The sequence below is a fragment of the Pseudomonas sp. SZ40 genome, from assembly GCF_052958135.1.
On sequence record NZ_JBQWIF010000006.1, the window covers coordinates 119,350 to 142,785 of the forward strand.

Genomic DNA, 23,436 nt, shown 5'->3' on the forward strand with positions numbered 1-23,436 from the left:
CTTTACCGTTCACCGGTCAGGCCCTGACACTGCCGAGTTTGACGCCCTGCCAACGCCTGCGCCTCCGATCGCGATACCGGAATTGAGCGACTCGGTGCAGTGCACAGACATGGCAGACTTGCGCAACTTATCAGACATCGTACAATCAAAGCCTTTCCGTACGTGTTCATACGTCACCAACAGGAGCTAACAATGCCCGCTACCATCGGCCACAACATCATCGGCGGCGCGTACAGCGCAGCCGGCTCCGTAGTCCACAAGAGTCACGACGCCACCACTGGCGAAGCCCTTTCCTACGACTTCATCCAGGCCACTCCTGAAGAAGTCGATGCCGCTGCCAAAGCCGCCGCTGCCGCCTACCCCGCTTACCGCAGCCTGTCCGCGGCCAAGCGCGCCGATTTCCTCGACGCCATCGCCGACGAGCTGGATGCCCTGGGTGACGACTTCGTTGCCACCGTTACCCGCGAAACCGCCCTGCCGACCGCCCGGATCCAGGGCGAGCGTGGCCGTACCAGCGGCCAGATGCGCCTGTTCGCCAAAGTGCTGCGTCGCGGCGATTTCTACGGCGCGCGTATCGACCGCGCCCTGCCGGATCGCCAGCCGCTACCGCGCCCGGATCTGCGCCAGTACCGCATCGGCCTCGGCCCGGTTGCCGTGTTCGGCGCCAGCAACTTCCCGCTGGCCTTCTCCACCGCTGGCGGTGACACCGCTTCCGCGCTGGCCGCTGGCTGCCCGGTGGTATTCAAGGCCCACAGCGGCCACATGGCTACCGCTGCATTCGTGGGCGAAGCCATCCTGCGCGCTGCCGAGAAAACCGGCGCGCCGAAGGGCGTGTTCAACATGATCTACGGCAGCGGCGTCGGTGAGACTCTGGTCAAGCACCCGGCCATCCAGGCCGTTGGCTTCACCGGTTCGCTGAAAGGCGGTCGCGCCCTGTGCGACATGGCTGCAGCGCGCCCGCAACCGATCCCGGTGTTCGCCGAGATGAGCAGCATCAACCCGGTCATCCTGCTGCCGGAAGCCATCAAGGCCCGTGGCGAGAAGATCGCTGGCGAGCTGGCAGGTTCGGTGGTCATGGGCTGCGGTCAGTTCTGCACCAACCCTGGCCTGGTGATCGGTGTTCGTTCGCCTGAGTTCAGCGCCTTCCTGGAAAGCTTCACCGCCAAGATGGCCGAGCAGCAGCCGCAGACCATGCTCAACGCTGGCACCCTGAAGAGCTACGTGAAAGGCCTGGAAGCGCTCAACGCACATTCCGGCATCACGCACCTGACCGGTGCCAAGCAGGAAGGCAACCAGGCTCGCCCGCAACTGTTCAAGGCCGACGTCAGCCTGCTGCTGAACGGCGACGAGCTGCTGCAGGAAGAAGTCTTCGGTCCGACCACCATCGTCGTCGAAGTGGCTGACAAAGCCGAGCTGCTGGCGGCCATCAATGGCCTGCATGGTCAGTTGACCGCCACCCTGCTCACCGAGCCGGGCGATCTGGCCGGTAGCGAAGAGCTGTTCGCGCTGCTCGAGCAGAAAGTCGGCCGCGTGCTGTTCAACGGCTACCCGACTGGCGTGGAAGTCTGCGACTCCATGGTCCACGGCGGCCCGTACCCGGCGACTTCCGACGCCCGTGGTACGTCGGTCGGTACCCTGGCCATCGATCGCTTCCTGCGCCCGGTTTGCTACCAGAACTGCCCGGATGCGCTGCTGCCCGACGCCCTGAAGAACGCCAACCCGCTGGGCATCGCCCGTCTGGTCGATGGCGCCAGCAGCCGCGACGCGCTGTAAGAAACGGCTCGGCGCTCCGGCGCCGGCCCGCTCTGCGCGGTAAAGAGAAAGCCGACCTCAGGGTCGGCTTTTTTGTGGACGGTGGATTGGCGTTGTACTCGTGTGTCGCCGCGCTCGAACCGGGCTATGGCAGAGGGCATTTGCGCGGATCTACTGTGGGAGCGGGCGGAGTCCGTGCGCGCGAAATCGCGGGCATGGCCCGCTCCCACGAACGTGCGATGCGCACCGATCAACTCGTAGGGTGGATAACGCGAAGCTTATCCACCAGCGATCGCGCCGTGAGCGCAGTCAACTGCCAGCCTCGAGGCGCTTGCGCGAAAACCCTGTCGCTCACGACTACCCCCAGGTCGCACTCGAATCCCGCCACGGCGGGCGAGCCACGTACGTTATCCACAGATGGACGCCAAGGCCCGGGCCAGGCGCGTTCGCACGCTGGACAACTGCGCGGAGGCAGCCATGACCGTCACCACTTATCCACAACAGGCTACGCATGTCGACCTCGGCACCCTGCGCAAGGTGATCGCCGCGTCGGCCATCGGCAACTTCGTCGAATGGTTCGACTTCGCCGTCTATGGCTTCCTGGCCGTGACCATCGCCGCGCTGTTCTTTCCACAGGGTGATCCGGCCCTGGCGTTGCTGCAGACCTTCGCGGTATTCGCCGTGTCGTTCGCACTGCGCCCGCTGGGCGGCATCGTGTTCGGCATCCTGGGAGACCGCATCGGCCGCAAGCGCGTGCTGTCGATCACCGTGCTGCTGATGGCCGGCGCCACCACCCTGATCGGCCTGCTGCCCACCTATGCCAGCATCGGCCTGGTCGCGCCGCTGCTGCTGGCCCTGGCGCGCTGCCTGCAGGGCTTCTCTGCGGGCGGCGAGTACGCGGGCGCCTGCGCCTTCGTCATGGAGCACGCGCCAACCGAACAGAAGGCCCGTTATGGCAGCTTCGTACCCGTCTCCACCTTCGCGGCCTTCGCCTGTGCGGCGGGCCTGGTGTTCGGCCTGGGCCTGTGGCTGGACGAAACGCAGATGCAGGCCTGGGGCTGGCGCGTACCCTTCCTGATCGCCGCACCGCTGGGCCTGGTGGGTTTGTACATGCGCCTGCGCCTGGATGAATCGCCCGCATTCCAGGCCCTGGCCGCGCAAGCGCACCCGGAGCACTCGCCACTGCGCGAAACCTTGCGTGAGCACGGCGCCACCGTGCTGTGCCTGTCAGCCTTCATCTCCGCCACGGCGCTGTCGTTCTACATGTTCACCACCTACCTGACCACCTACATGCAGGTGGTCGGCGGCGCGGCGAGGCCCACGGCACTGCTCGCCAGCCTCATGGCACTGCTGTTCGCCGCCTTGCTGTGCCCCTTCGTGGGCCGCTATTCGGATCGCGTGGGCCGCCGCCGAACCATCCTCACCGCTGGCGTGGCATTGATCGTCGCGGTCTATCCGGCCTTCACCCTGGCTGCCTCGGGCAGCCTGCTGGCCTCGGCCCTCGGCGCCATGCTGCTGGCCGTCGGCGCGGTGATCTGCGGGGTGGTAACCGCCGTGCTGCTCTCCGAACAATTCCCCACCCGCGTGCGTTACACCGCCTCGGCCTTCACCTACAACCTGGCCTACACGGTGTTCGGCGGCACTGCACCACTGGTCGCCACCTGGCTCATCGAAGTGACCGGCAACCGCATGTCGCCGGCCTTTTACCTGATCGCCATCGCCCTGCTGGCTCTGGTAGGCGGCCTGTCGCTACCGGAGTCGTCGAAGCGTTCGCTGGAAGACCCGATGTCGTAAGGCAGCGTTATGATGGGCGCCCTCCTCGTTCCAATGGGTGCCCCCATGCGACTCGATCCCGTACATGAACCCGACGGCCGCCTGCTCGGCCAATGCTACCGGCTGCACCAGCCGGCCTCGCTGGAAGAGCTACTGAGCGCCTATGACGATGTGCCCGACGGACATCGCCATCTGTTCACCCTGGATGACCTGGGTCAAGCGCTCTACACCGCGATGCATGCGAGCAACCGCCATGATCTGGACAGCGGCGACTGGCTGCAGGAGGCGGGGATCGCCGCGAGCTGGCTGGAAGATGGCTATCCACGGGACGACCTGTCGCTGCAGCAGCGACTGCACATCCGTCGCCAGGGGTTTGAACGCACGATGCAGGAAACCTCCTTCGACGACCTGTTCGCCAAGGATCTGCGTGTGGATGAAGACAGCCTCGCCGACCTGGTGGCTGCCAATACCGACCTGGTCTCGGTGCTTGATGATGAATGCTATCTGCTGCGGATTCCCGTACAGCGCGCCTGCGAGGCCATCTACGGCTTCGCCAATGGCTACTTTTCCAGCGACCTGTCGCCTCAGGAGAATTTCCGCCTGGCCGAGCATCTGGAAAACCACTACGGCTATGCCCTGTTCGGCATCGGCGCCAGCCTCATCGCCTTTCGTCGCTCACGGGCCCTGGATCAGGCGCAGACCGCCAGCCTGCTCGATCTGCTGAGCCGCCTGTATGCCCGCGAGGACAATGGGGCGCAGGTTCGGGCACTGTTCGCGGACAGTATCGAGAACCGCGAGCTGCTGGTGCTGCGCTACACCGAATGACCGGGTGAAATCAGATCGGCAGCAGATCCGTCTCGACGCCAGCGCTCGACTCATCGCGGTTGCCCGATTGCATGGCCAACAGACGCGCCAGCGTCGTATCGATTTCGATGAAGTCGGGTCGGGCACTGACCTGCGGTTGCTGGCAACGCATCACCAGCTCTTCCAGCAGCGCCGCGTAGAGCGCGGGCACTTCGCTTCGGGTGAGCAACTCTTCGAGCAGAATGCCAAAGGCGCGCACCTCGATGCGCTGCACGGCTGCGTGTTGCCAGGGGGCCGCCGGGGGCTGGAACGACGCGGCACCGAAGTCACCGAGCAGCACCTCGCCAGCGTCATCGAGCAGGATGTTGTGGCCGTAGAGGTCGCCGTGGGAAATGCCCTGCGCATGCAGGTGACGCAACGCCGAGGCGATGCCGCAGACCACTCGCAACGCCTGAGCGAAGGGCGCCCGCCAGGCTGACGGATAGGTGTCACGGCTGCAGCTCTCCAGGCTCGGCGGCCCGGCCAGGGTGCTGAACCGCGGATCGACGAGGCCCAGTAGCAGCCCCTGCTCGCCTTCGGGTGCCGCAGCGAGACGCCCGAGTACGTCGATCAGATTCGGGTGGCGCCCGGCGGCGAGGCAGGCGCGCATTTCGCTGTCCGGGGTACCGTCGCTGGTCATCTGGCCCTTGAACAGTTTGAGCGCCACGGCCTCGCACGCGCCATCCGGCCGCTGCCAGCGGGCATGGTGAATGATGCCGGACGCGCCCTGACCCAGCACCTCACCCACCTGCAACTCCTGCCACGGCACCTCGGGTGCCAGGGACTCGAATGCCGCACTGCTGTCGAAAGGATTACCGGCGTAGGCCAGCCAGGCCAGGCGGGGCAGATCCAGCAGCGCATCCGGCAAGCCGGGTAGTCGATTGGCGGCGATGCGCAGCAACTCCAGCTTCTCCAGGCGCGCCAGGCTGGCGGGCAATGCACTCAGGCGATTGCCGGCGAGCATCAGTTTCTGCAGTTCGACGCAGTCGCCGAGGGCTTCAGGCAGACTCTCCAGGCAGTTGTCGGTCAGGATCAGCCAGCGCAGGTGCGGAGGTAGGGCCTTCTCGGACAACTCACGAATACGGTTGGACTTGAAACCCACCATGCGCAACGACAGGCAGCGACCCACCGACTCCGGCACATGCTCGAAGCGATTGTTGGAGCAGAACAACACCTGCAGACGATGCAGCCGGTGCAGGTCGTGGGGCAAATCGCTCAGCAGGTTGCCGCTCAGGTTGAGCACTTCGAGGCTGTCGGCCAGCGTGTAGATTTCCTCGGGAAACCGCTCCAGCGCGGCGCACAGGTCGAGACGGGTGATGCCATGGAGCTGGCCGGCACGCAATTGATCGAGGGTATGCATGCTGGCGCAGGCTCGGGCAGGAAGGAGCCTGCCATTCTAAGCGATCATGGCCCTTGGCCACCCAGTGCCCAGAAGAAAAATTTCCCGTTTGCCGAACAGTTGTCCAAAGGCATGCATCGCGACAGGTCAGCGGCGGGGTCAGCGCCGTATCACGGGCCTAGGGCCTGTTAACACTACCGCACGACCGCGCCGGAGCCCGTTTTGCCGCGAGGCAAGGCACGAGCCGCGAAGTTTAGCGGGCTAAATGAGCCGGCGAGAAACGCCGTATCGCGGCAAAACGGGCCCGGCCCTGTGGGTTGTGCGAAAAATCTCGCCATGCGTTGTTGGAGGACTTGGCAAGGGAACAACCATTCCCTGCGTCCTCCGCCTAGCCTGGCGAGATTTTGCGCAGCAACGCGGCTTGCGCGGTAGCGTTAACAGGCCCTAACGAGTCGATGTGCCGGTACTCGGCGCCCAGCTCATCTGCCAGTTGCGCAGCGCGGCCCAGACGGATCGGCGCGCATTCGATATCCACCAGTGTCGCCGGACAGGGGCTGGGCGGCAGGGCTGGCCATTCCCGCAAGCGCCCGTCGGTGACCACCAGCAGGCGTTGCTCCTCACCCGGCTTGAGACGCTGGCGCCGCTGCAGCCAGCCATGGGCGTCCTGCAATGCCGGGATCAACGGGCTGCCGCCACCGGCCCCGAGCTCCACCAGCCATTGTTGCAGAGCGCCGGACGCCTTCTGGCCCTGCCAGTGCCATTGCGGTCGTGTTCCCTGGGCGTCCAGCACGGCGATCCGCGCACGCTCGCGGTAGGCCCGCTCGAAGACTTCGGCGAGCAACCCCTTAGCCTTGCCCAGCGCACCGTGACGCCGGGTCGAGGCCGACGCATCGACGACGATCAGCCATAGCTGTGTCGGTGCGCTGCTTCGGGACCGATGCTGCAAATCCGCACGACGCTTCGGCTTGCCTTGCAACAAGGTGGCAAGCCAGTCGATGGCGCCGCTGGCACCACGCTGCCTGGCACCACGGCGGCCCTGTGCCTGTTTGCCGGGGGCCGGCTTCGCATCCATCCCCGCTCTGGCACGCGGGGGGATGCCTAGGGCTTTTTTGCCCAGCGCGGCGGTTCACGGCGCTCGCCGGCGGTCTGCGCTTGCGGCGGCAACTCGCCCCACTGACCGTCGCCCGCTGCGGGCTGCTCGCTCGGCGCCTGGGCGGGAGGGCTGGCCGGCGGCTGAGCCTGCTGCCGGGGGGGCGTGTGCCGACGGCGATGGCGCAGCACGAAGTCCTCGACCGCATCGATATCCACAGGCTCGATGCCAGCCGCGCCACGCCATGCCGCATGGGCGCGGGCCGCGCGCAGCCAGACCAGGTCGGCGCGCAAGCCATCGACACCGGCCTCGAAACAGCGCTCGGTGATCGCCTCCAATGCCTGATCGTCGAGCGCGATGCGCGCTACCTGAGCACGGGCCTGTTCACACCGCTCGGCCAGTGCCGCCTGCTGCTCGGCCCACTGCGCGATGAACGCCTGGGGGTCGGCATCGAAAGCCAGGCGGCGGCGGACGATGTCGGCCCGCGCCCCCGGTTGCGGCTGGCCATCCAGCGCCAGGTTGAGGCCGAAGCGGTCGAGCAGTTGCGGGCGCAGCTCGCCCTCTTCGGCGTTCATGGTGCCGATCAGGATGAAGCGCGCACTGTGGCGATGAGAGATACCGTCACGCTCGACATGATTGACGCCACTGGCTGCCGCATCGAGCAGCAGATCGACCAGATGATCGGGCAGCAGATTGACTTCATCCACATACAGCACCCCACCATCGGCCTTGCTCAGCAGGCCGGGCGAGAACTGCGCGCGGCTTTCGCCAAGGGCAGCGTCCAGATCGAGCGTACCGACAATGCGCTCCTCGCTGGCCCCCAGCGGCAGGGTAACGAACACGCCGCTCTCCAGCAGCTCGGCCAGGCCGCGGGCCAGGGTCGATTTGGCCATGCCCCGCGGGCCTTCGATCAGCACCCCGCCGATTGCCGGATCGACCGCCACCAGGCACAGCGCCAACTTCAGCGAGTCGGCACCGACCACGGCGGCAAGGGGGAAGTGGGCGTTATCGGTCATGGCGCAATCCGGCTGAGCAAAGCCGCCATTGTAGCAGCGGGCGGTCGAATCCCACCCCGCTGTTCTGCTATGGTCGGCGGTTTCGCGATGCTGTCGCGTGCGATTTATCCAGGGAGACTCAGATGCGCCTGTGCATTTTCTGCGGTTCCAATGCGGGCACCAATCCCGTCTATATCGAGGCGGCTACCCGCCTCGGCCAAACGCTGGCCAAAGCCGGCATCGGCCTGGTGTATGGCGGCGCGTCCGTCGGTCTGATGGGCGCCGTGGCCGACGCGGCGCTGGAGGCCGGTGGCGAGGTGATCGGCGTGATTCCGCGTTCGCTGTGGGAAAAGGAAGTGGCCCACACCGGCCTCGATGACCTGCGAATCGTCGACTCCATGCATCAGCGCAAAGCGCTGATGGCCGAATTGTCCGATGGTTTCATCGCCCTGCCGGGCGGCGTCGGCACCCTCGAAGAACTGTTCGAGGTGTGGACCTGGGCACAACTGGGCCACCACCGCAAACCCTGCGCACTGCTCAACATCAATGGCTACTACGACCGCCTCAGCGCCTTCCTCGACCACATGGTCGACGAAGCCTTCGTCAAGGCGCCGCACCGCGAGATGCTGATCGTCGAACAGGACATCGACGCACTGCTGAAGGCGATCAACGGCTATGAAGCGCCGCAGGTGGGCAAATGGATCGGCCGGCAGGAAACCTGATGAACGAGCAACCACGCCTGGGTTGTGGGGCGGCCATCGTGCAGGACGGGCGCCTGCTGCTGGGGGTTGCCCGGCGGCAAGGTGGACTGGCTGGAGCCGGTCGAGCAGGCGGTACGCCGCGAGATCGAGGAAGAACTCGCCATCCGCCTGACGTCACTGAGGCTGCTCTGCGTGGTCGATCAGATCGATGCGCAGCGCGGCGAGCACTGGCTGGCGCCGGTCTATCTGGCCGATACCTTCGAGGGTGACGTACGCAACGTCGAGCCCGACAAACACGACGACATCGGCTGGTTCGCGCTGGACAGTCTGCCCGAGCCGCTGACCGTGGCGACCTGCCGCGCATTGCCCGCGCTCAACCGACAGCGCTTGCAATCGACCACCGCGATGAATTAACGTCGAGCCCATTCAACGGAGCCGCACATGTCCACTTCCCCGATCCTGAACGCCACCCGCCTCGATGCAGCCTGCATCGTGATCGCGCGTGCCCAGGCATCCGTGGTCGCAGCGGCCTCGTATTTTTATGGGTATTGGTTTAGCCACAGGCGCGCCTGATACCCCACAGGCGCCCTAGCAACTCAGGGTCGCCACCAGACAGTTTCTCGAAACCCCCGGTCGGCCTCCCGACCGGGGGTTTTGTTTTTTCCGGCACATCGATTGTTCACAGAGGATTTCACCATGACCGCCTACACCACCTACCAAAACGATTACCGCTACAGCTGGCGATTTACCGGCGCTCACGCCGCTCAACCACTCAATCGAACATCCCATCGAGCCAGATAGTGCGCCGCGCGCGGTAACGTCCGCGCCGGCCGAGGAAACCACCATGTCCGTAGCCGTCAATTCCCGCTCCACCGCCAAACCCGCCGATCTGCATCTGGTCGACACCAAGACCCGCCGCCAGACCTCGCCGTTGCCCAGCGCCACCCAGTTGCGCGAAGAGCTGCCACTCTGCGCTGCGCTCGCGCGCCAGGTGCAGCAACAGCGCCACTCGATCCGCGCCATCCTCGATGGTCACGACCCACGTCTGCTGGTAGTGGTCGGCCCCTGCTCCCTGCACGACGACGCCGCCGTACTCGAATACGCCGAGCGCTTGGCCGCCCTCAGCCAACGAGTGGGTGATCGTCTGCTACTGGTGATGCGCGCCTACGTCGAAAAACCGCGCACCACGGTGGGCTGGAAGGGGCTGGTCTACGACCCGGCGCTGGATGGCAGCGGCGACATGGCCGAAGGCCTGCGCCGCTCGCGAAAATTGATGCTGCGCATGCTCGAGCTTGGCCTGCCACTGGCCAGCGAGATTCTGCAGCCGCTGGTGGCTGGGTACTTCGACGACCTGCTCGGCTGGGCGGCGATTGGCGCACGCACCAGTGAATCCCAGGTGCACCGCGAGCTGGTCAGCGGTCTGGAGATGCCGGTGGGCTTCAAGAACGGCACCGACGGCAGCCTCGGCATCGCCTGCGACGCCATGCGCTCGGCGGCCCATGCGCACCAGCACTTCGGCGTCGATGGCCACGGCCGGCCAGCGCTGGTGCAGACCCACGGCAACCCGGACACCCATCTGGTGCTGCGCGGCGGCCACGGCGCGCCGAACTACGACGCTGCCAGCATCGCCATTGCCCGCGCCGAGCTGGAGCGCCAGGGCATCGCGCCACGGATCATGGTCGACTGCAGCCACGCCAACAGCGGCAAGAACCCGCTGCGCCAGCCCGACGTGCTGCGCAGCGTGCTCGACCAGCGCCTGGCCGGCGACGGCGCCCTGCGTGCGGTGATGATCGAAAGCCACCTGCTCGATGGCGCTCAGAGCCTCGGTGGCGAGCTGCGCTACGGTGTATCGATCACCGACGGCTGCCTCGGCTGGACCGGCACCGAGCGCATGCTGATCGACGCCGCCGTGCGCATGCGTCATCTGGTCTAACGCCAGGCGCAGCGATACCCAGGACACTCTCCCGGGTGTCGCTGCACTCGACCCGAGCGAATGACGCATCATCGATCAGGCCCTCTGAAACGCCCAGCCCTGCGTTGTCCACCCTTGCGATCGTGAAGCGGTGGACGGATCGGGCTGCGTAGGTGAAGCGTCGTCCACCCTACGCCTGAAGGCAGCTTCGAGGCGATAGCAGCCGTTCGTAGTCGGGGGCCAATTGGTGGGCTAAAGCCCACCCTACAGCCGCGCATCTAGCCGTAGGGTGGGCTTTAGCCCACCAAATCGAAGGTCCGCTTTCGCCACTTTTCAGCCAACGCGCCAAAAACCTCAGCGTTCTTCACTGTCGAGGAGCAGGTTTTCGAGGGCTTCGCGATAGTCGCCCGGCTCCTGCCACATGCCGCGCTGCTGGGCTTCGAGCAGACGTTCGATGATGTCCTGCAGGGCACCGGGGTTGTGCTGCTGGATGAAGTCGCGGGTGTCTCTGTCCATCAGGTAGGCGTCGGTGAGCAGGGCGTACTGATGGTCATCGACCAGCTCGCTGGTGGCGTCGAAGGCGAACAGGTAGTCGATGGTCGCGGCCAGCTCGAACGCACCTTTGTAGCCGTGGCGCTTCATGCCTTCGATCCACTTCGGGTTGGCCGCACGGGCGCGCACCACGCGGGCCAGCTCCTGCTTGAGGGTGCGGATGCGCGGCGTATCGGGCTGGCTGTTGTCGCCGTGGTAGCTGGCTACCTTGGCCCCCCGCAGGGTTTCCACCGCCGCCAGCATGCCGCCCTGAAACTGGTAATAGTCGTTGGAGTCGAGGATGTCGTGCTCGCGGTTGTCCTGGTTGTGCAGCACCGCCTGCAGATGCTCCAGGCGCTCGGCGAACTGGCCCCGTGCGGGCGTACCTTCGCTGCCTTTGCCGTAGGCGTAGCCGCCCCAGTTCAGGTACACCTCGGCAAGATCCGCGCGGCTCTCCCAGAGGCGCTCTTCGATGGCGTTCTGCACGCCAGCACCATAGGCGCCGGGCTTGGCGCCGAAGATCCGCCAGCCGGCCTGACGCCGTGCCTCGAGCTCGTCCAGCCCACCATCCTGCAGCGCCAGGGCTTCCTGCCAGACCCGCGCTGACAGCGGGTTCATGTCCGGCGACTCGTCCAGATCGGCGACCGCCTGCACGGCGTCATCGAACAGGCGGATCAGGTTGGCGAAGGCATCACGGAAGAAGCCGGAGACCCTCAGGGTCACGTCGACACGCGGACGCCCGAGCTGCTCGAGGGGCAGCACGTCGAAGCGCTCGACCCGCTGGCTACCCGCCTGCCATACCGGGCGCACGCCCATCAGGGCCATGGCCTGGGCGATATCATCGCCACCGGTACGCATGGTCGCGGTGCCCCACACCGACAGGCCGAGCTGGCGCAAGTGGTCGCCTTCGTCCTGCAGGTGACGTTCGAGCAGGCGGTCGGCAGCCTGCACGCCGAGGCGCCAGGCCGTGGGCGTAGGCAGGTTGCGCACGTCCACGGAATAGAAATTGCGCCCGGTGGGCAGTACGTCGAGCCGCCCACGACTCGGCGCGCCGCTCGGGCCGGAGGGCACGAAGCGGCCATCGAGGGCATCGAGCAGGCCATGCATTTCGGCATCGCCACAGGCGTCCAGCAGCGGCGCGATATGGCTGCGCAGGGTGTGCAGCACTGCGTCACTGCTCGGGCCAGCGGACCGCTCACCCTCGATCAGCCGTAACCCCAGCAGCTCCAGGCGCTCCCGGGTATCGCCCAGAGTGCGCCAGGGCTCATCGCTCAGATCAGCCAAAATTTTCGGGCGCGGGCCCGTCCACGGCGCGGCCATGTCGCAATCGAGGGGGTCGAAGTCCAGCGCCAGGTCATGGGCCAGGGCACGCAGCAGGCTGGCATTGCCGCCCTGGCCATCGCCGCGAGGGATGCGCAGCAGGGCCAGCAGGGTGTCGCGGCGCAGCGTGCCGGCCGGTGATTCGCCGAACACATGCAGGCCATCGCGAATCTGCGACTCCTTGAGGTCGCACAGGTAGGCGTCGAGCTGCGGCAACCAGCTGGCGGGGTCGTCATTGAGCTGCAAGCCCAGCTCACGATCGAGGCTGGCCTCGCGGACCTTCTGCAGAATCTCGCCGCGCAGCTCACCGGCGCGGCGCAGATCGAGCTGGCTGGCGTCGTAGTACTCATCGGCCAGACGCTCCAGATCGCGCAGCGGACCGTAACTCTCGGCGCGGGTCAACGGCGGCATCAGGTGGTCGATGATCACCGCCTGTGTGCGGCGCTTGGCCTGGGCACCTTCGCCAGGATCGTTGACGATGAAGGGGTAGATGTTCGGCAGGGCACCGAGGATCGCCGTCGGCCAGCAGCTTTCGGACAGGCCGACGCTCTTGCCCGGCAGCCACTCCAGGTTGCCGTGCTTGCCGACATGGATCACCGCCTGGGCAGCGAACACCTGGCGCATCCAGCAATAAAAGGCCAGGTAGCCATGCGGTGGCACCAGATCGGGGTCGTGATAAACCGCCGCCGCATCCACCTGATAACCCCGCGCCGGCTGGATGCCGACGAAGGTCAGACCGAAACGCAGGCCGGCGATCATCAGCCGACCCTCGCGGAACATCGGGTCGTTTTCCGGTGCGCCCCAACGCTCCAGCACCGCCTGGCGATTGGCCTCGGGCAAGGCTGCGAAGAACTGCTGGTAGGCGTCCAGGGCCAGGCTTTGCGCACAGGGCCGCAGGTCGAGGTTGTCGAGATCGTTGGTCACGCCACCGAGCAACTGATGGATCAGCGCGGTGCCGCTGTCCGGCAAGGCCTCTACCGGGTACCCCCGCTGCTGCAAGGCCTGGAGGATATTCAGGGCCGCCGCCGGGGTGTCCAGGCCGACACCGTTGCCGATGCGCCCGTCGCGGGTTGGGTAGTTGGCCAGCACCAGGGCAACACGCTTGTGCGCAGCAGGCGTGCGCTGCAACTCACACCAGCGCCGCGCCAGTTCGGCGACGAAATCCATGCCAGGCAGGTGCGCGCGGTAGCAGACCACATCGCTCTGGCTACGCTCGCTGCGCCAGGCCAGGCCCTTGAAACTGATCGGCCGGGTGATCAGTCGGCCGTCCAGCTCCGGCAGCGCGATATGCATGGCCAGGTCACGGGGGCCAAGGCCTTGAGCGTTACCTTGCCACTGCTCTTCGCTGTCCAGCGCGCAAAGCGCCTGCAGCACCGGCACATCACGGCGGAACGGCCGCGCCTGGGGCGACTCCGGGTTGGATTGTGCGAAACCGGTGGTGTTGAGGATCACGCTCACGCCAGCTTCGTCCAGCCAATCCTCGACCTGCGCCAGGCAGGCAGCCTCCTTGAGGCTGGCCACGGCGATGGGCAATGGATTGAGGCCCTGGGCCTGCAGCCGCTGGCAGAAGGTGTCGACGAAGGCGGTGTTGGCGGCCTGCACATGGGTGCGGTAGAACAGCAGCGCGGCAACGGGCGCATCCGGCTGCCAGCTGGCACGCCAATCCTGCAGCGACGCATTGCCCAGGTGCGGGTGATACAGGCCGACCCGCGGTAGCGCTCGGGGAGGCTGGCTGCCGTAACGCCGGCCAAGATAGCGATCAGCGATGCAATGGAAAAACTGCCGCGCGTTATCCACACCACCCTGACGAAGGTATTGCCAGAGCCGCTCGGCGTCTTCGCCGGCGACATTGCCCAAGCCGGTCAATTCCGGATCGGGGCTGTCGTCGCCAGGCACCAGAATCAGCGTCTTGCCCTGCCCCGCCAGCTCCACCAGCCGCTGGATGCCATAGCGCCAGTAACTGACACCGCCGTGCACGGAAATCAGAATGACCTTGGCATGCTGCAGGACCTTCTCGACGTAGAAGTCCACCGAGGCGTTGTTACTCAGCTGCGCCGGGCTGGCCAGGCGCAGGCTGGGGTAATCCTCGGGCAGATGACGGGCGACCTCGGCCAGCAGCGACAGGTGCGAATCACCGGTGCACAGCACCACCAGCTCGGCGGGGGTCTGGCCGAGGTCGGCGATGCTGTCGGCCGGCAGCGACTGGCCGGGCTGGGTGCGCAGGAGGTGCATATTCTCGCCTAAGGCATCGCCCGCAAGCGGGCTCCTACGCGAACCGCAGGAGCCCGCTTGCGGGCGATCATGGTTATACCAGCGCCGCTTTCAGCTCAGCCGCGATGGCCGTGTGGTCGAGCTCCTGGCCGATCACGATCAGGCGGGTAACCCGCGCTTCATCGGCCTTCCAGGCGCGGTCGAAATGCTTGTCGAAACGCAGGCCGACCCCTTGCAGAAGCAGACGCATGGGTTTGTTCGGCACGGCGACGAAGCCCTTGATGCGCAGGATGCCATGTTTGCCGACCACATCCTTCAGCGCGGCCAGCAGGCGGGCTTCATCGGCTTCCGGTAGTTCCACGTGGAACGAGTCGAACTCGTCGTGATCGTGGTCTTCGTCTTCATTGTCGTGGTGAGTCTTGCGGCCTTCAATGTGCAACTCGGTCTCGCTGTTCAGGCCCAGCAGCACATTGAGCGGCAACGAACCGCCATGGGCCTCCACCACCTTGACCGCTGGCGGCAGCTCTTCGCCGACTTCGGCGCGCACCGCTGCCAGGGTCTCGGCATCGAGCAGATCGGCCTTGTTGAGGATCACCAGATCGGCGCTCGCCAGTTGGTCGGCGAACAGTTCGTGCAGGGGCGACTCATGATCGAGGTTGGGGTCGAGCTTGCGCTGGGCATCGACCTGATCGGGGAAGGCAGCGAAGGTGCCGGCAGCCACCGCCGGGCTGTCGACCACGGTGATCACCGCATCGACGGTGCAGGCGTTGCGGATTTCCGGCCAGTTGAAGGCCTGGACCAGTGGCTTGGGCAGGGCCAGGCCGCTGGTTTCGATCAGGATATGGTCGAGGTCGCCGCGACGCTCCACCAGTTCGCGCATCACCGGGAAGAACTCTTCCTGCACGGTGCAGCACAGACAGCCGTTGGCCAGTTCGAAAACCCGACCGTTGGCTTCTTCCTCGGTGCAGCCGATGGTGCATTGCTTGAGGATCTCACCGTCGATACCCAGTTCGCCGAACTCGTTGACGATCACCGCAATGCGACGGCCCTCGGCGTTTTCAAGCATGTGCCGCAGCAAGGTGGTCTTACCAGCACCGAGGAAGCCGGTGACGATGGTGACGGGTAGTTTGGCGAGCGTTTTCATGATTGGCCCTGCGTCTGAATGAACGGCGAGCGGGCAATAGGATGGCAGGCGCCAGCCGAGGCTGGCGAAGGCATCACCGGATCACCCCGCCCGGTTGTCGAAAGCGTTATCGAGGCAGGTCTCCTGGCTCACAGGTCATGGCGCGTAGCCGGCCTTCCCGGTTTCCCAGTGGCGATTGGCGATGCGCTCGCTGCTTACAGTTGCGGGGGCAGCCACGGCTTGCCGTGTTCCCTCTTAGCTCCATACCTATCGATGGAGAACCTCGAAGAGCACAAGGCTACGCAGAGCCTGCGACACGGTCAATCGCTAGGGTCCGTGGACGTTTCAGCGCGGTCGTGCTGAAACGTCCACAGAGCCTGAATCTGCAACATATTGACGCACTTGCCGCTTCGTGGTGTTCTTGCGCGGTTGTTTCAGGTGTCTCACGCCGCCGTGCGTGAGGTGAAACGGGAAGCCGGTTAGAGTCCGGCGCTGCCCCCGCAACGGTAAGCGAATGTCAGGATCGTCGTGGCCACTGTGCGAAAGCATGGGAAGGCCGATCCTCATCACTGCCCAGTGATCATCGTGAGCCCGGAGACCGGCCTGAATCCTCTGTTTGGCAACCCGCGGTGGGCGGGCACGCGCCGATAACTGCCCGTTATGCGGGCGGGCTCGCTGCGTCCCTGCTGTGCCGTTCACCTCATAGTGAAGGTTCACGACCATGTCCAGCAGCGCCATCTCGCACTCCAGCGCACCTGCACTTCCCCTGTCACAGCGTATTCTGCTTGCCGTTGGCAGCTGCGCGCTGGGCGCCGTGCTGATCTTCTTCGCCGGCTTCTCCCACGTCGAAGCCTTGCACAATGCGGCCCACGATACCCGGCATAGCGCCGCGTTCCCGTGCCACTGAGGACGCCAGGATGATCAAGCGCATCGCCCAGACCGCAGGCTTCGCCGGCCTGCTCGCTGCCATCGTGCTGACCGTGCTGCAGAGCCTGTGGATAACCCCGCTGATCCTGCATGCCGAGACGTTCGAAGTCGCCGAGCCCGCGGCCAGCATCGAACACAACCACGACACCGCAAGCGCTGCTCACGATCATGGCGCCGCTGGCGCTCACAGCCATGACGGTGAAGCATGGGCACCGGAAGATGGCTGGCAACGGCTGTTATCCACAGGCTTGAGCAACCTGGTGGTAGGTGTGGGCTTCGCGCTGATGCTCGCCGGCCTGTTCACCCTGCGCGCCCCCGAGAGAACCTGGCAGGGCCTGCTCTGGGGCCTGGCCGGTTTCGCCACCTTCGTGCTGGCGCCCTCGAGCGGCTTGCCGCCGGAGCTGCCAGGTACCGCTGCGGCCGAATTGCTGCTGCGCCAGTACTGGTGGATCGGTACCGCAGCTTCGACCGCGGCCGGGCTGGCGCTGCTGGCATTTGGCAACAACTGGCTGCTGCGCATACTTGGCCTGGTGATTCTGGCGCTGCCCCATGTGATCGGCGCACCGCAGCCTGAGGTGCATGAAAGCCTGGCACCCGAAGCGCTGGAGCACGAATTCATCCTTGCCTCGCTGCTCACCAACGCTGCGTTCTGGGCTGCTCTGGGGCTGGCTGCCGCCTGGTTCCATGGCCGCACTCGACACGCAGAATGAACGAGCGCTCGACCCTCGTCGCCGGCCTGGGTTGCCGGCGCGGGTGTTCGCTGAGCGAGCTGCTGGCCTTGCTCGACGATACGCTGGCCGAGCATGGCTCGAGCACTGCCGAGCTGACGGCCCTGGCCAGCAGCGACCACAAGGCTGACGAGCCCGGGTTGCTGCAGTTGGCCGAGCATCTGGGCCTGCCCATCAGCTTCCTGCCCACCGATGCGCTGACGGGTTACCATGAGCGCCTGAGCCAGACCTCGGCCATCGCCCTGCATGTCACTGGCAGCCCGAGCGTTGCCGAAGCCAGCGCCCTGGCCTTGGTCGAGCGCTTGAGCAATCGCCCCGCTCGCCTGTGGATAACCAAGCGCAAGAGCGCTAACGCCACACTGGCCGTTGCCCGCAGCGATCCGTAGGGTGGATCGGGACGCGTAGTCCACGCTTTCTCGATCCGCCGGATGGCGATCCCCCGCCGAGTGACCGGATAAGCCGAACAACACGGTGGAGGAGAAAAGCCTCTTCCACCCTACACCCAGGATTCGCATGACCGTCTACTTCATCGGCGCCGGCCCCGGCGACCCCGAACTGATCACCGTGAAGGGCCAGCGCCTGATTCGCTCCTGCCCGGTAATTCTCTACGCCGGCTCCCTGGTGCCGGAAGCGCTGCTCGACGGCCATCAGGCCAGCCTGGTGGTGAACACCGCCGAATTGCATCTCGATGAAATCGTCGCCCTGCTGCAGGCGGCTCATGCACGCGGCGAGGACGTGGCACGGGTGCATTCGGGAGACCCATCTCTGTACGGCGCCATCGGTGAGCAGATTCGTCACCTGCGCGCCCTGAGCATTCCCTTCGAGATCATCCCCGGCGTCACGGCCACGGCAGCCTGCGCCGCACTGCTGGAAAGCGAGCTGACGCTGCCGGCGGTTTCCCAGACGGTGATCCTCACCCGCTATGCCAGCAAATCACCGATGCCCGAAGGCGAGCAGTTGCACGATCTGGCGCGGCACGGTGCGACCATGGCGATCCACCTGGGTGTTCAGCATCTGCCGAAGATCGTCGGCGACCTGTTGCCTCACTATGGGGCCAGTTGCCCGATCGCGGTGGTGCATCGCGCCAGCTGGCCGGATCAGGACTGGGTGCTCGGCACCCTCGCCGATATCGAGGCCAAGGTCAGCGCCAAGGGCTTTCGTCGCACCGCGCTGATTCTGGTCGGCAGGGTGCTGGGCGCCGACGACTTCGCCGACTCGGCGCTGTACAACGAGCGCCATCGCCACCTGTTCAGGGCAGGCGTTGCAGACGATACAGACTCTCGCTGACCTTGCCGCGATTGTCGGCGATGACGATCTGCGCGCCCTGGCGGGCGAGACGAGCGTTGAGATCGCTGGCGTACAGGCGCTGCAGGAAGCTCGGGTAATCAGGCTCGTTACGGGTGGCCGTTTGATCGATCAGCCAGGCATGCAGCGCGGGCAGACGGAAACTCCAGCAGCCCTCACGGCAGTCGAAGCCGGCCCCGCGCAGTTGCCCGATCAGCGCCTGATCGCCACTCAGCACGCCGTCGCAACAGCGGTACAACGCATCCACCCAGTCGCTCATGTCAGGTGACGACCACCGGCAGCTCGATACGGAAGCAGGCGCCACCCTCCTGATTGCTCACGCTGAGCTTGCCACCCATCTGGTTGACCAGCCCGTAGCTGACCGACAGCCCCAGCCCGGTGCCCTTGCCCACTGGCTTGGTGGTGAAGAACGGATCGAAGACCCGATCCAGCAGCAGTGGGTCGATACCGCCCGCATTGTCCTGAACCTGCACGACCACCTTGTCCTCGCTGAGCTCGCTGCGCAGGAGGATGCGCGGCTCCAGTTCGGGCTCCTTTTCCCGTGCGCTGAGCAGCGCATCCTTGGCGTTGACCAGCAGGTTGATGATGACCTGCTCGAGCTGGTCGGCATGACCACGCACTTGTGGAGAACCGCAGAGGTCGAGGGTCAGGTCGATATCGCGGGCGATTTCGCCTTCGCGAATCAGCGTCAGGGCGCCCTCGATGGCCTCGTCGGGGCTGAACAGATCGTCCTCGACCTCGGAGCGCCGCCCGAAGATGCGCATGTGGTTGACGATCTTCGCCGCCCGGGTGATCTGCTGCTCGATACGCCCCAGTTTGTTCTTCAGGTAATCAGGGTTGGCCGAACCGTTTTCCACACCCTTCAGGGTGTTGGTCAGGGCGATGCGCATGACGTTCAGCGGCTGGTTGATCTCGTGGGCCAGCCCGGTGGCCATCTCGCCCAGCACCGCCATCTTGGCGCTCTGATTGAGCATCTGCCGGGCCTTCTGCAGTTCCGTGTCGTCACGCCCGACGGCCTGCACCTCGAGCAGCTTGCCGTGCTCGTCGAACACGGCACGCTCGGCCAGCACCCACCAGATATGTTCGCGCCCCGGCAGATCCATGCGCACCAGTGCCGTGGAAACCGGCTCGGCGGGCGTCAGCTGCCGATGGCGCTCGCGAAACTGGGTCAGCTCCTGGGCCGACAGATAGGTCGCCAGGCTGGTACCCGGCAGGTTTTCCTGGCGGATGCCCAGATACTGCGCCAACGGCCGGTTGGCGTAGACCAGGGTGAGATCGGGTCGGTAGCGGCAGATGATCGCCGGCGAGTCTTCCACCAGGATTCGATAGCGCTCCTCGCTCTCGCGAATCCGCTCGGCGGCCTGGGCGGCCTCGGTCACGTCCAGGCAGAGGCCGACCGCTTCCACGGGAATACCGCGCTCATCACGCAGCAGTTTGGCTTCGTCCTGCAGCCAGTGGTAGCGGCCATCGCGGTCGATCAGCCGATAGCGAGAGCTGGCGGCACCCTGGCTGAGCAGCGTGCGGGTGTGGGCGAAATAGATGTCCCGGTCATCGGGGTGGATGAAGTCGGCCATGCTGCGCTGCACGAAATCCTCCAGTGTCCAGCCCAGCAACGCGCTGCTGCTATCGCTGCAGAACACCGGCACGAAGACGCCCTCTTCGTAGCGATTCACGTAGATCAGCGCTGGCGCGCTGGCGACCAGACTCTTCAGGCGAGTGGTCGCCGCATCCGCCTCCACCTCCTTGAGTTTCATGTCGTTGATGTCCAGCACCGCGCCGACGATGCGCCGCTGGCCGTTGGCATTGAGAATCCGCGTATGGATGCGGAACCAGCACAGCTCCCCGGCGGCGTCACGCAGACGCACCACCTGTTCGAAGGCGCGACCGCTCATCTCGGCATCCCCCAGGCGGATGCGGAACTCGTCGCGGTCCGCCGGGTTGAGCAGCTCCAGCCAGTCGGCCAGGGCCACCGCTGCGCGTGGGTCGAAACCGAAGCGCTGCATCAGGCTGGGGGCCAGGAGAAACGCGCCACTGCGCGGCATGTATTCCCACCAGCCGGTGCCGAGCAGATTCTGCAGGATATCCACACGCTCGCCATGCACCCGGCGACCCTGCTCGTCGAGGCGTTGCAGCAGGGGCGCTGCGACATGGGCAAAGAGGTCCAGCCAATCACGGGTGTTGAGCTCGGGCATGCTCTGGTGGGCGATGTAGGGCGAGCACAGCAGCCAGGCCCGGATCCCTTGGTGATCGGCATAGGGCACCAGCCAGACGGAGTCCGCGGCGTGCCATTCGGTGACATCCGCACCGCCGCGCAACCATTGGACGGGCTGGTCCCCAGCGTACTGCTGCAGCTCGCGGGGCAGGTGCTGGCCATCGTCCCAGAACACCGGCGTCAGCGCGTCGCGGTAATGACCGACGATCTGCCAGCCGCCCCGCTGCGCATCCGGCAGGGCCAGCGCCGTGCAGGCCAGTCGCAACGCCTGGGCCATCGCGCCCAGCCACTCGTGGGCATGCCGCGGAAACTCGACCCGGTCGGCCCCCCGTATGCTCTGCGCCACGGCGCTGATTTGCGAGAACACCTGCAGGCGCTGTTCGCAGGCCTGCAAGCGGGCCAGAAAGTCGCCGATCTCGAAGGCCTGCAGGGACCAGCCCTGCACTTCGGCCTTCAACCAGCCGCGGGTATGCAGGATGCTGCCGTCACGGGTGACGAAGGAAAGATCGAGCATCTGCTGCACGAAGGCCGCCAGGTCCGTCACCAGATAGCGGCTCTGGCCGTGCAGCAACTGCTCCAGCGGCAGCACCTGGGAAACCGCGATCGGCAGGCGGTACGAGAGGCTGCCGGACACCTCGAACACCCGCCCGAGGGCGTCGATGGAAAGATTCAGACACGGGCTGTTGGCGGAAACCGCTACGGGTGCAACTGTCGCCTCCGGCGCCGCCTGCGCTTCGGGGTCACGCTTGAACCAATCCTTGAACACTTGCATTGTCCGGCCCACCTACCATGATTAGCGCCGCAGACGGATCGAAATATCTGTCGACATGATCGGGCTGCATCGCCCTTCCTGAACCCGGACACCCAGCGCATCCATGGCCTATATCGTATTGCTCTGCTGGCTCGGCGCCTGCGCATTCCAGGACGCTCAGCACCGCAAGATCGCCAACCTGCTGACCCTGGGCGGCCTCTGCGTCGCCCTGGCCTACTTGCTGTGGTCAGGCAACAGCCTGACCGGCGCCAGCCCGCCAGCGGTGGCACTGGCGATCGCTATCGCATGCCTGTTGTCGCTGCCCGGCTACCTGAGCCGGCAAATGGGTTCGGCCGACGTGAAACTGCTCGTGGCCCTCGGTGCTGCCAGCGATGCCGCACATGTCCTGTTCAGCGTGATTGCTGCCGCGCTCGTACAGATCACATGGGTCACGCTGGTGCGCATCTGGCCTGGCATCCGTCAGGCCCTTCCACAACGCCTGGTGGCGCTTAGAACGACCAGCGCCAAAGCGCCGCCCTATGCACCCTTTCTGTGCTTGGGATTCGCACTTACAACCTTGTGGTTCATAGCCAAATAACAGGTGCCATAAAACTGGCAACTTATAGTCGAACCTAAAGACAAATACCGATCTGCCCATGGCAACACAACAACTGATAACCCCTTCTAATCACACGCTGCTCGACTGCATAACTTTGACTATAACTTAAGGCATAGCTATTCTCGTTTTTCAATATCAACCGTCTCCCCATAGAGTCTTGGCATGGAAATCCCTTTGCGGATAATGATAGTCGACGACGAACCGATCATTGTCGAGGAACTCGCGGAGTTTCTCGAGCAACTCGGTTACGGCGTTACGGCATGCCATTGTGCAGAGGATGCATTGCTGGCATTCCAGCAGGACGAGCAGATTGGCATCGTGCTCAGCGACATGCACATGCCAGGGCTCACCGGGGTTCAGCTGGTCGGCGAACTGGCACGTATCGCCCGCCCGGGTCGACTCTACGAAACCGCTATATTCACCGGCAGCACGGACAAGCAGGACGTCATCCTGGCCTTGCGGGCGGGCGTTTCCGACTACTACCAGAAGCCGGTGGACCTGCAGGAGTTGCAGGCCAGCGTGACGCGTTTGTACGAGCGCGTCGAACAGCGAACCAAGGAACAGCAGATTCGTCAGCGCATTCAGGATCTGGCGGCATCGCTGCACGAGATGCACAGCGACCTGCTACCTGCCACACCGATAAAGAACGTCGCGCAAATGACCGCTTCGGTGGATATCATTCCCGAGCCCTTCGACAAGCTGTCGAGAAGGCAATTGGCAGTCGCTCAATTGATCGCCAAAGGGATGACCAATTACCAGATATCCTGCGAATTGGGTATTACCGAAAATACCGTGAAACTTTATGTGTCCCAGATATTGAGACTGACGCGGGTGCACAACCGTACACAATTGGCGTTGTCTTATCCTTCACACGGGTAAATTTTGTAAAAGCGCGGTATAGCATTGCGTTGAAACTTATACAGACGCGTCACGTGTGACGTTTATTTATACGGATAATAAGTCCGTAACACGCCGTCGATACACTATTCGGCCAATATCCTTTACTCGCCCAGTTTCCCACCCGCATCCTGCTCGAAGAATTCCGGGATGGGATGCTTGTGGCTATCCAGCCAACGCTGCAGCGCCAACTCCCGTTCTGCGGGTGTCGATGTCTGAGGATGAGACGACGCCAGGCGTCCCTCGCGCTGCAGGCGCAGCCAATGGCCCGTCTGCGTCTCCACCTCGCCGCCAACCAGGCCACCCGAACCACCCTCGCCCGCCGCCTGGCCAACCAGCGGCAGGCAGGCCAGCAGCGCAACGCCAACGATCATCCCCTTCATGGTGTGCTCTCCTTCTATAGCTGC

21 protein-coding genes and 2 riboswitches are annotated in these 23,436 nt (G+C 65.1%); of the genes, 13 read left to right on the plus strand and 8 right to left on the minus strand.

Translation table 11 applies throughout. From position 1 onward, the window contains the following. The first annotated feature begins 192 nt into the window (after positions 1-192). From ACT9T4_RS07615 to ACT9T4_RS07625, 3 genes are all read left to right on the plus strand, one after another. Complete coding sequence (locus ACT9T4_RS07615; protein WP_042555881.1) at positions 193-1,773, plus strand: aldehyde dehydrogenase (NADP(+)); 1,581 nt, start codon at positions 193-195, stop codon at positions 1,771-1,773. A 456-nt stretch (positions 1,774-2,229) separates the two neighbouring features. Further along, on the plus strand, positions 2,230-3,546 hold the full coding sequence (locus ACT9T4_RS07620; RefSeq protein WP_499116305.1) for an MFS transporter: 1,317 nt from the start codon (positions 2,230-2,232) through the stop codon (positions 3,544-3,546). Between the two features lie 45 nt (positions 3,547-3,591). Beyond that, positions 3,592-4,350, plus strand: coding sequence for a hypothetical protein (locus tag ACT9T4_RS07625; protein ID WP_499116307.1), 759 nt, complete (start codon positions 3,592-3,594; stop codon positions 4,348-4,350). 10 nt (positions 4,351-4,360) lie between these two features. Here the strand turns inward: ACT9T4_RS07625 and ACT9T4_RS07630 are convergent, their stop codons facing one another. The 3 genes from ACT9T4_RS07630 to ACT9T4_RS07640 form a co-directional block, all read right to left on the minus strand. Beyond that, positions 4,361-5,728, minus strand: a complete 1,368-nt coding sequence (locus ACT9T4_RS07630; RefSeq protein WP_179539400.1) for a leucine-rich repeat-containing protein kinase family protein — start codon at positions 5,726-5,728, stop codon at positions 4,361-4,363. A 367-nt stretch (positions 5,729-6,095) separates the two neighbouring features. Further along, a complete protein-coding gene (locus ACT9T4_RS07635; RefSeq protein WP_499116310.1) occupies positions 6,096-6,779 on the minus strand; it encodes a vWA domain-containing protein in 684 nt (227 codons plus the stop codon). A gap of 26 nt (positions 6,780-6,805) precedes the next feature. Then, positions 6,806-7,813 (minus strand): magnesium chelatase ATPase subunit I, encoded by a 1,008-nt coding sequence (locus ACT9T4_RS07640; protein ID WP_499116312.1) that lies wholly within the window; start codon positions 7,811-7,813, stop codon positions 6,806-6,808. 122 nt (positions 7,814-7,935) lie between these two features. On the opposite strand from ACT9T4_RS07640, the gene ACT9T4_RS07645 reads away from it, so the two are divergent. From ACT9T4_RS07645 to ACT9T4_RS07660, 4 genes are all read left to right on the plus strand, one after another. Continuing rightward, the gene (locus ACT9T4_RS07645; RefSeq protein WP_179539403.1) at positions 7,936-8,514 is read left to right on the plus strand and encodes an LOG family protein; all 579 of its coding nucleotides are present in this window, start codon (positions 7,936-7,938) and stop codon (positions 8,512-8,514) included. Between the two features lie 24 nt (positions 8,515-8,538). Further along, positions 8,539-8,907: an NUDIX domain-containing protein gene (locus tag ACT9T4_RS07650; protein WP_499116313.1), complete on the plus strand. Its 369-nt coding sequence runs from the start codon at positions 8,539-8,541 to the stop codon at positions 8,905-8,907. 27 nt (positions 8,908-8,934) lie between these two features. Then, entirely contained in the window at positions 8,935-9,066 is a 132-nt protein-coding gene (locus tag ACT9T4_RS07655; protein ID WP_013793507.1) for a hypothetical protein, read from the plus strand. A 271-nt stretch (positions 9,067-9,337) separates the two neighbouring features. Continuing rightward, on the plus strand, positions 9,338-10,426 hold the full coding sequence (locus ACT9T4_RS07660) for a 3-deoxy-7-phosphoheptulonate synthase (RefSeq protein WP_042555875.1): 1,089 nt from the start codon (positions 9,338-9,340) through the stop codon (positions 10,424-10,426). Positions 10,427-10,759: 333 nt separating this feature from the next. On the opposite strand, the gene cobN is transcribed toward ACT9T4_RS07660, so the two are convergent. Together cobN and cobW are read right to left on the minus strand one after the other, a co-directional pair. After that, complete coding sequence (cobN, locus tag ACT9T4_RS07665; RefSeq protein WP_499116315.1) at positions 10,760-14,488, minus strand: cobaltochelatase subunit CobN; 3,729 nt, start codon at positions 14,486-14,488, stop codon at positions 10,760-10,762. Positions 14,489-14,561: 73 nt separating this feature from the next. Continuing rightward, the gene (cobW, locus tag ACT9T4_RS07670; RefSeq protein WP_042555873.1) at positions 14,562-15,611 is read right to left on the minus strand and encodes a cobalamin biosynthesis protein CobW; all 1,050 of its coding nucleotides are present in this window, start codon (positions 15,609-15,611) and stop codon (positions 14,562-14,564) included. A gap of 96 nt (positions 15,612-15,707) precedes the next feature. After that, positions 15,708-15,891, minus strand: a riboswitch (cobalamin riboswitch). Positions 15,892-16,009: 118 nt separating this feature from the next. After that, positions 16,010-16,211: riboswitch (cobalamin riboswitch) on the plus strand. A 100-nt stretch (positions 16,212-16,311) separates the two neighbouring features. On the opposite strand from cobW, the gene ACT9T4_RS07675 reads away from it, so the two are divergent. The 4 genes from ACT9T4_RS07675 (at position 16,312) to cobM (ending at position 18,532) form a co-directional block, all read left to right on the plus strand. Beyond that, positions 16,312-16,497: a CbtB domain-containing protein gene (locus tag ACT9T4_RS07675; RefSeq protein WP_082045879.1), complete on the plus strand. Its 186-nt coding sequence runs from the start codon at positions 16,312-16,314 to the stop codon at positions 16,495-16,497. A gap of 10 nt (positions 16,498-16,507) precedes the next feature. Further along, positions 16,508-17,227 carry a CbtA family protein gene (locus ACT9T4_RS07680; protein WP_499116316.1) on the plus strand — a complete coding sequence of 240 codons (720 nt, stop codon included), beginning with the start codon at positions 16,508-16,510 and terminating at the stop codon, positions 17,225-17,227. After that, positions 17,224-17,631: a cobalamin biosynthesis protein gene (locus ACT9T4_RS07685; RefSeq protein ID WP_042555870.1), complete on the plus strand. Its 408-nt coding sequence runs from the start codon at positions 17,224-17,226 to the stop codon at positions 17,629-17,631. Before ACT9T4_RS07680 ends, ACT9T4_RS07685 begins: the two co-directional genes overlap by 4 nt. A 127-nt stretch (positions 17,632-17,758) precedes the next feature. After that, the gene (gene cobM, locus ACT9T4_RS07690; RefSeq protein ID WP_179539409.1) at positions 17,759-18,532 is read left to right on the plus strand and encodes a precorrin-4 C(11)-methyltransferase; all 774 of its coding nucleotides are present in this window, start codon (positions 17,759-17,761) and stop codon (positions 18,530-18,532) included. Here the strand turns inward: cobM and ACT9T4_RS07695 are convergent. Both ACT9T4_RS07695 and ACT9T4_RS07700 read right to left on the minus strand, forming a co-directional pair. After that, complete coding sequence (locus tag ACT9T4_RS07695; protein ID WP_499116317.1) at positions 18,495-18,809, minus strand: hypothetical protein; 315 nt, start codon at positions 18,807-18,809, stop codon at positions 18,495-18,497. The two genes, cobM and ACT9T4_RS07695, sit on opposite strands and share 38 nt — an antisense overlap. A gap of 1 nt (position 18,810) precedes the next feature. Beyond that, the gene (locus ACT9T4_RS07700; RefSeq protein ID WP_499116318.1) at positions 18,811-21,534 is read right to left on the minus strand and encodes a PAS domain-containing sensor histidine kinase; all 2,724 of its coding nucleotides are present in this window, start codon (positions 21,532-21,534) and stop codon (positions 18,811-18,813) included. 103 nt (positions 21,535-21,637) lie between these two features. Here ACT9T4_RS07700 and ACT9T4_RS07705 point away from each other — a divergent pair, with 103 nt between their 5' ends. Together ACT9T4_RS07705 and ACT9T4_RS07710 are read left to right on the plus strand one after the other, a co-directional pair. Then, the gene (locus ACT9T4_RS07705; protein WP_499116320.1) at positions 21,638-22,111 is read left to right on the plus strand and encodes a prepilin peptidase; all 474 of its coding nucleotides are present in this window, start codon (positions 21,638-21,640) and stop codon (positions 22,109-22,111) included. A gap of 183 nt (positions 22,112-22,294) precedes the next feature. Then, positions 22,295-23,011 (plus strand): response regulator transcription factor, encoded by a 717-nt coding sequence (locus ACT9T4_RS07710; RefSeq protein WP_042555865.1) that lies wholly within the window; start codon positions 22,295-22,297, stop codon positions 23,009-23,011. A 122-nt stretch (positions 23,012-23,133) separates the two neighbouring features. Here the strand turns inward: ACT9T4_RS07710 and ACT9T4_RS07715 are convergent, their stop codons facing one another. After that, positions 23,134-23,412, minus strand: a complete 279-nt coding sequence (locus tag ACT9T4_RS07715) for a DUF3613 domain-containing protein (protein ID WP_179539413.1) — start codon at positions 23,410-23,412, stop codon at positions 23,134-23,136. Positions 23,413-23,436: the final 24 nt, after the last annotated feature.

Bases quoted from the DNA above. Each gene is read 5' to 3' on its own strand.
- ACT9T4_RS07615 (WP_042555881.1), top strand. From the start codon at position 193: ATGCCCGCTACCATCGGCCACAACATCATCGGCGGCGCGTACAGCGCA.
- ACT9T4_RS07620 (WP_499116305.1), top strand. From the start codon at position 2,230: ATGACCGTCACCACTTATCCACAACAGGCTACGCATGTCGACCTCGGC.
- ACT9T4_RS07625 (WP_499116307.1), top strand. From the start codon at position 3,592: ATGCGACTCGATCCCGTACATGAACCCGACGGCCGCCTGCTCGGCCAA.
- ACT9T4_RS07630 (WP_179539400.1), bottom strand. From the start codon at position 5,728: ATGCATACCCTCGATCAATTGCGTGCCGGCCAGCTCCATGGCATCACC.
- ACT9T4_RS07635 (WP_499116310.1), bottom strand. From the start codon at position 6,779: ATGGATGCGAAGCCGGCCCCCGGCAAACAGGCACAGGGCCGCCGTGGT.
- ACT9T4_RS07640 (WP_499116312.1), bottom strand. From the start codon at position 7,813: ATGACCGATAACGCCCACTTCCCCCTTGCCGCCGTGGTCGGTGCCGAC.
- ACT9T4_RS07645 (WP_179539403.1), top strand. From the start codon at position 7,936: ATGCGCCTGTGCATTTTCTGCGGTTCCAATGCGGGCACCAATCCCGTC.
- ACT9T4_RS07655 (WP_013793507.1), top strand. From the start codon at position 8,935: ATGTCCACTTCCCCGATCCTGAACGCCACCCGCCTCGATGCAGCCTGC.
- ACT9T4_RS07660 (WP_042555875.1), top strand. From the start codon at position 9,338: ATGTCCGTAGCCGTCAATTCCCGCTCCACCGCCAAACCCGCCGATCTG.
- cobN (WP_499116315.1), bottom strand. From the start codon at position 14,488: ATGCACCTCCTGCGCACCCAGCCCGGCCAGTCGCTGCCGGCCGACAGC.
- cobW (WP_042555873.1), bottom strand. From the start codon at position 15,611: ATGAAAACGCTCGCCAAACTACCCGTCACCATCGTCACCGGCTTCCTC.
- ACT9T4_RS07675 (WP_082045879.1), top strand. From the start codon at position 16,312: ATGTCCAGCAGCGCCATCTCGCACTCCAGCGCACCTGCACTTCCCCTG.
- ACT9T4_RS07680 (WP_499116316.1), top strand. From the start codon at position 16,508: ATGATCAAGCGCATCGCCCAGACCGCAGGCTTCGCCGGCCTGCTCGCT.
- ACT9T4_RS07685 (WP_042555870.1), top strand. From the start codon at position 17,224: ATGAACGAGCGCTCGACCCTCGTCGCCGGCCTGGGTTGCCGGCGCGGG.
- cobM (WP_179539409.1), top strand. From the start codon at position 17,759: ATGACCGTCTACTTCATCGGCGCCGGCCCCGGCGACCCCGAACTGATC.
- ACT9T4_RS07695 (WP_499116317.1), bottom strand. From the start codon at position 18,809: ATGAGCGACTGGGTGGATGCGTTGTACCGCTGTTGCGACGGCGTGCTG.
- ACT9T4_RS07700 (WP_499116318.1), bottom strand. From the start codon at position 21,534: ATGCAAGTGTTCAAGGATTGGTTCAAGCGTGACCCCGAAGCGCAGGCG.
- ACT9T4_RS07705 (WP_499116320.1), top strand. From the start codon at position 21,638: ATGGCCTATATCGTATTGCTCTGCTGGCTCGGCGCCTGCGCATTCCAG.
- ACT9T4_RS07710 (WP_042555865.1), top strand. From the start codon at position 22,295: ATGGAAATCCCTTTGCGGATAATGATAGTCGACGACGAACCGATCATT.
- ACT9T4_RS07715 (WP_179539413.1), bottom strand. From the start codon at position 23,412: ATGAAGGGGATGATCGTTGGCGTTGCGCTGCTGGCCTGCCTGCCGCTG.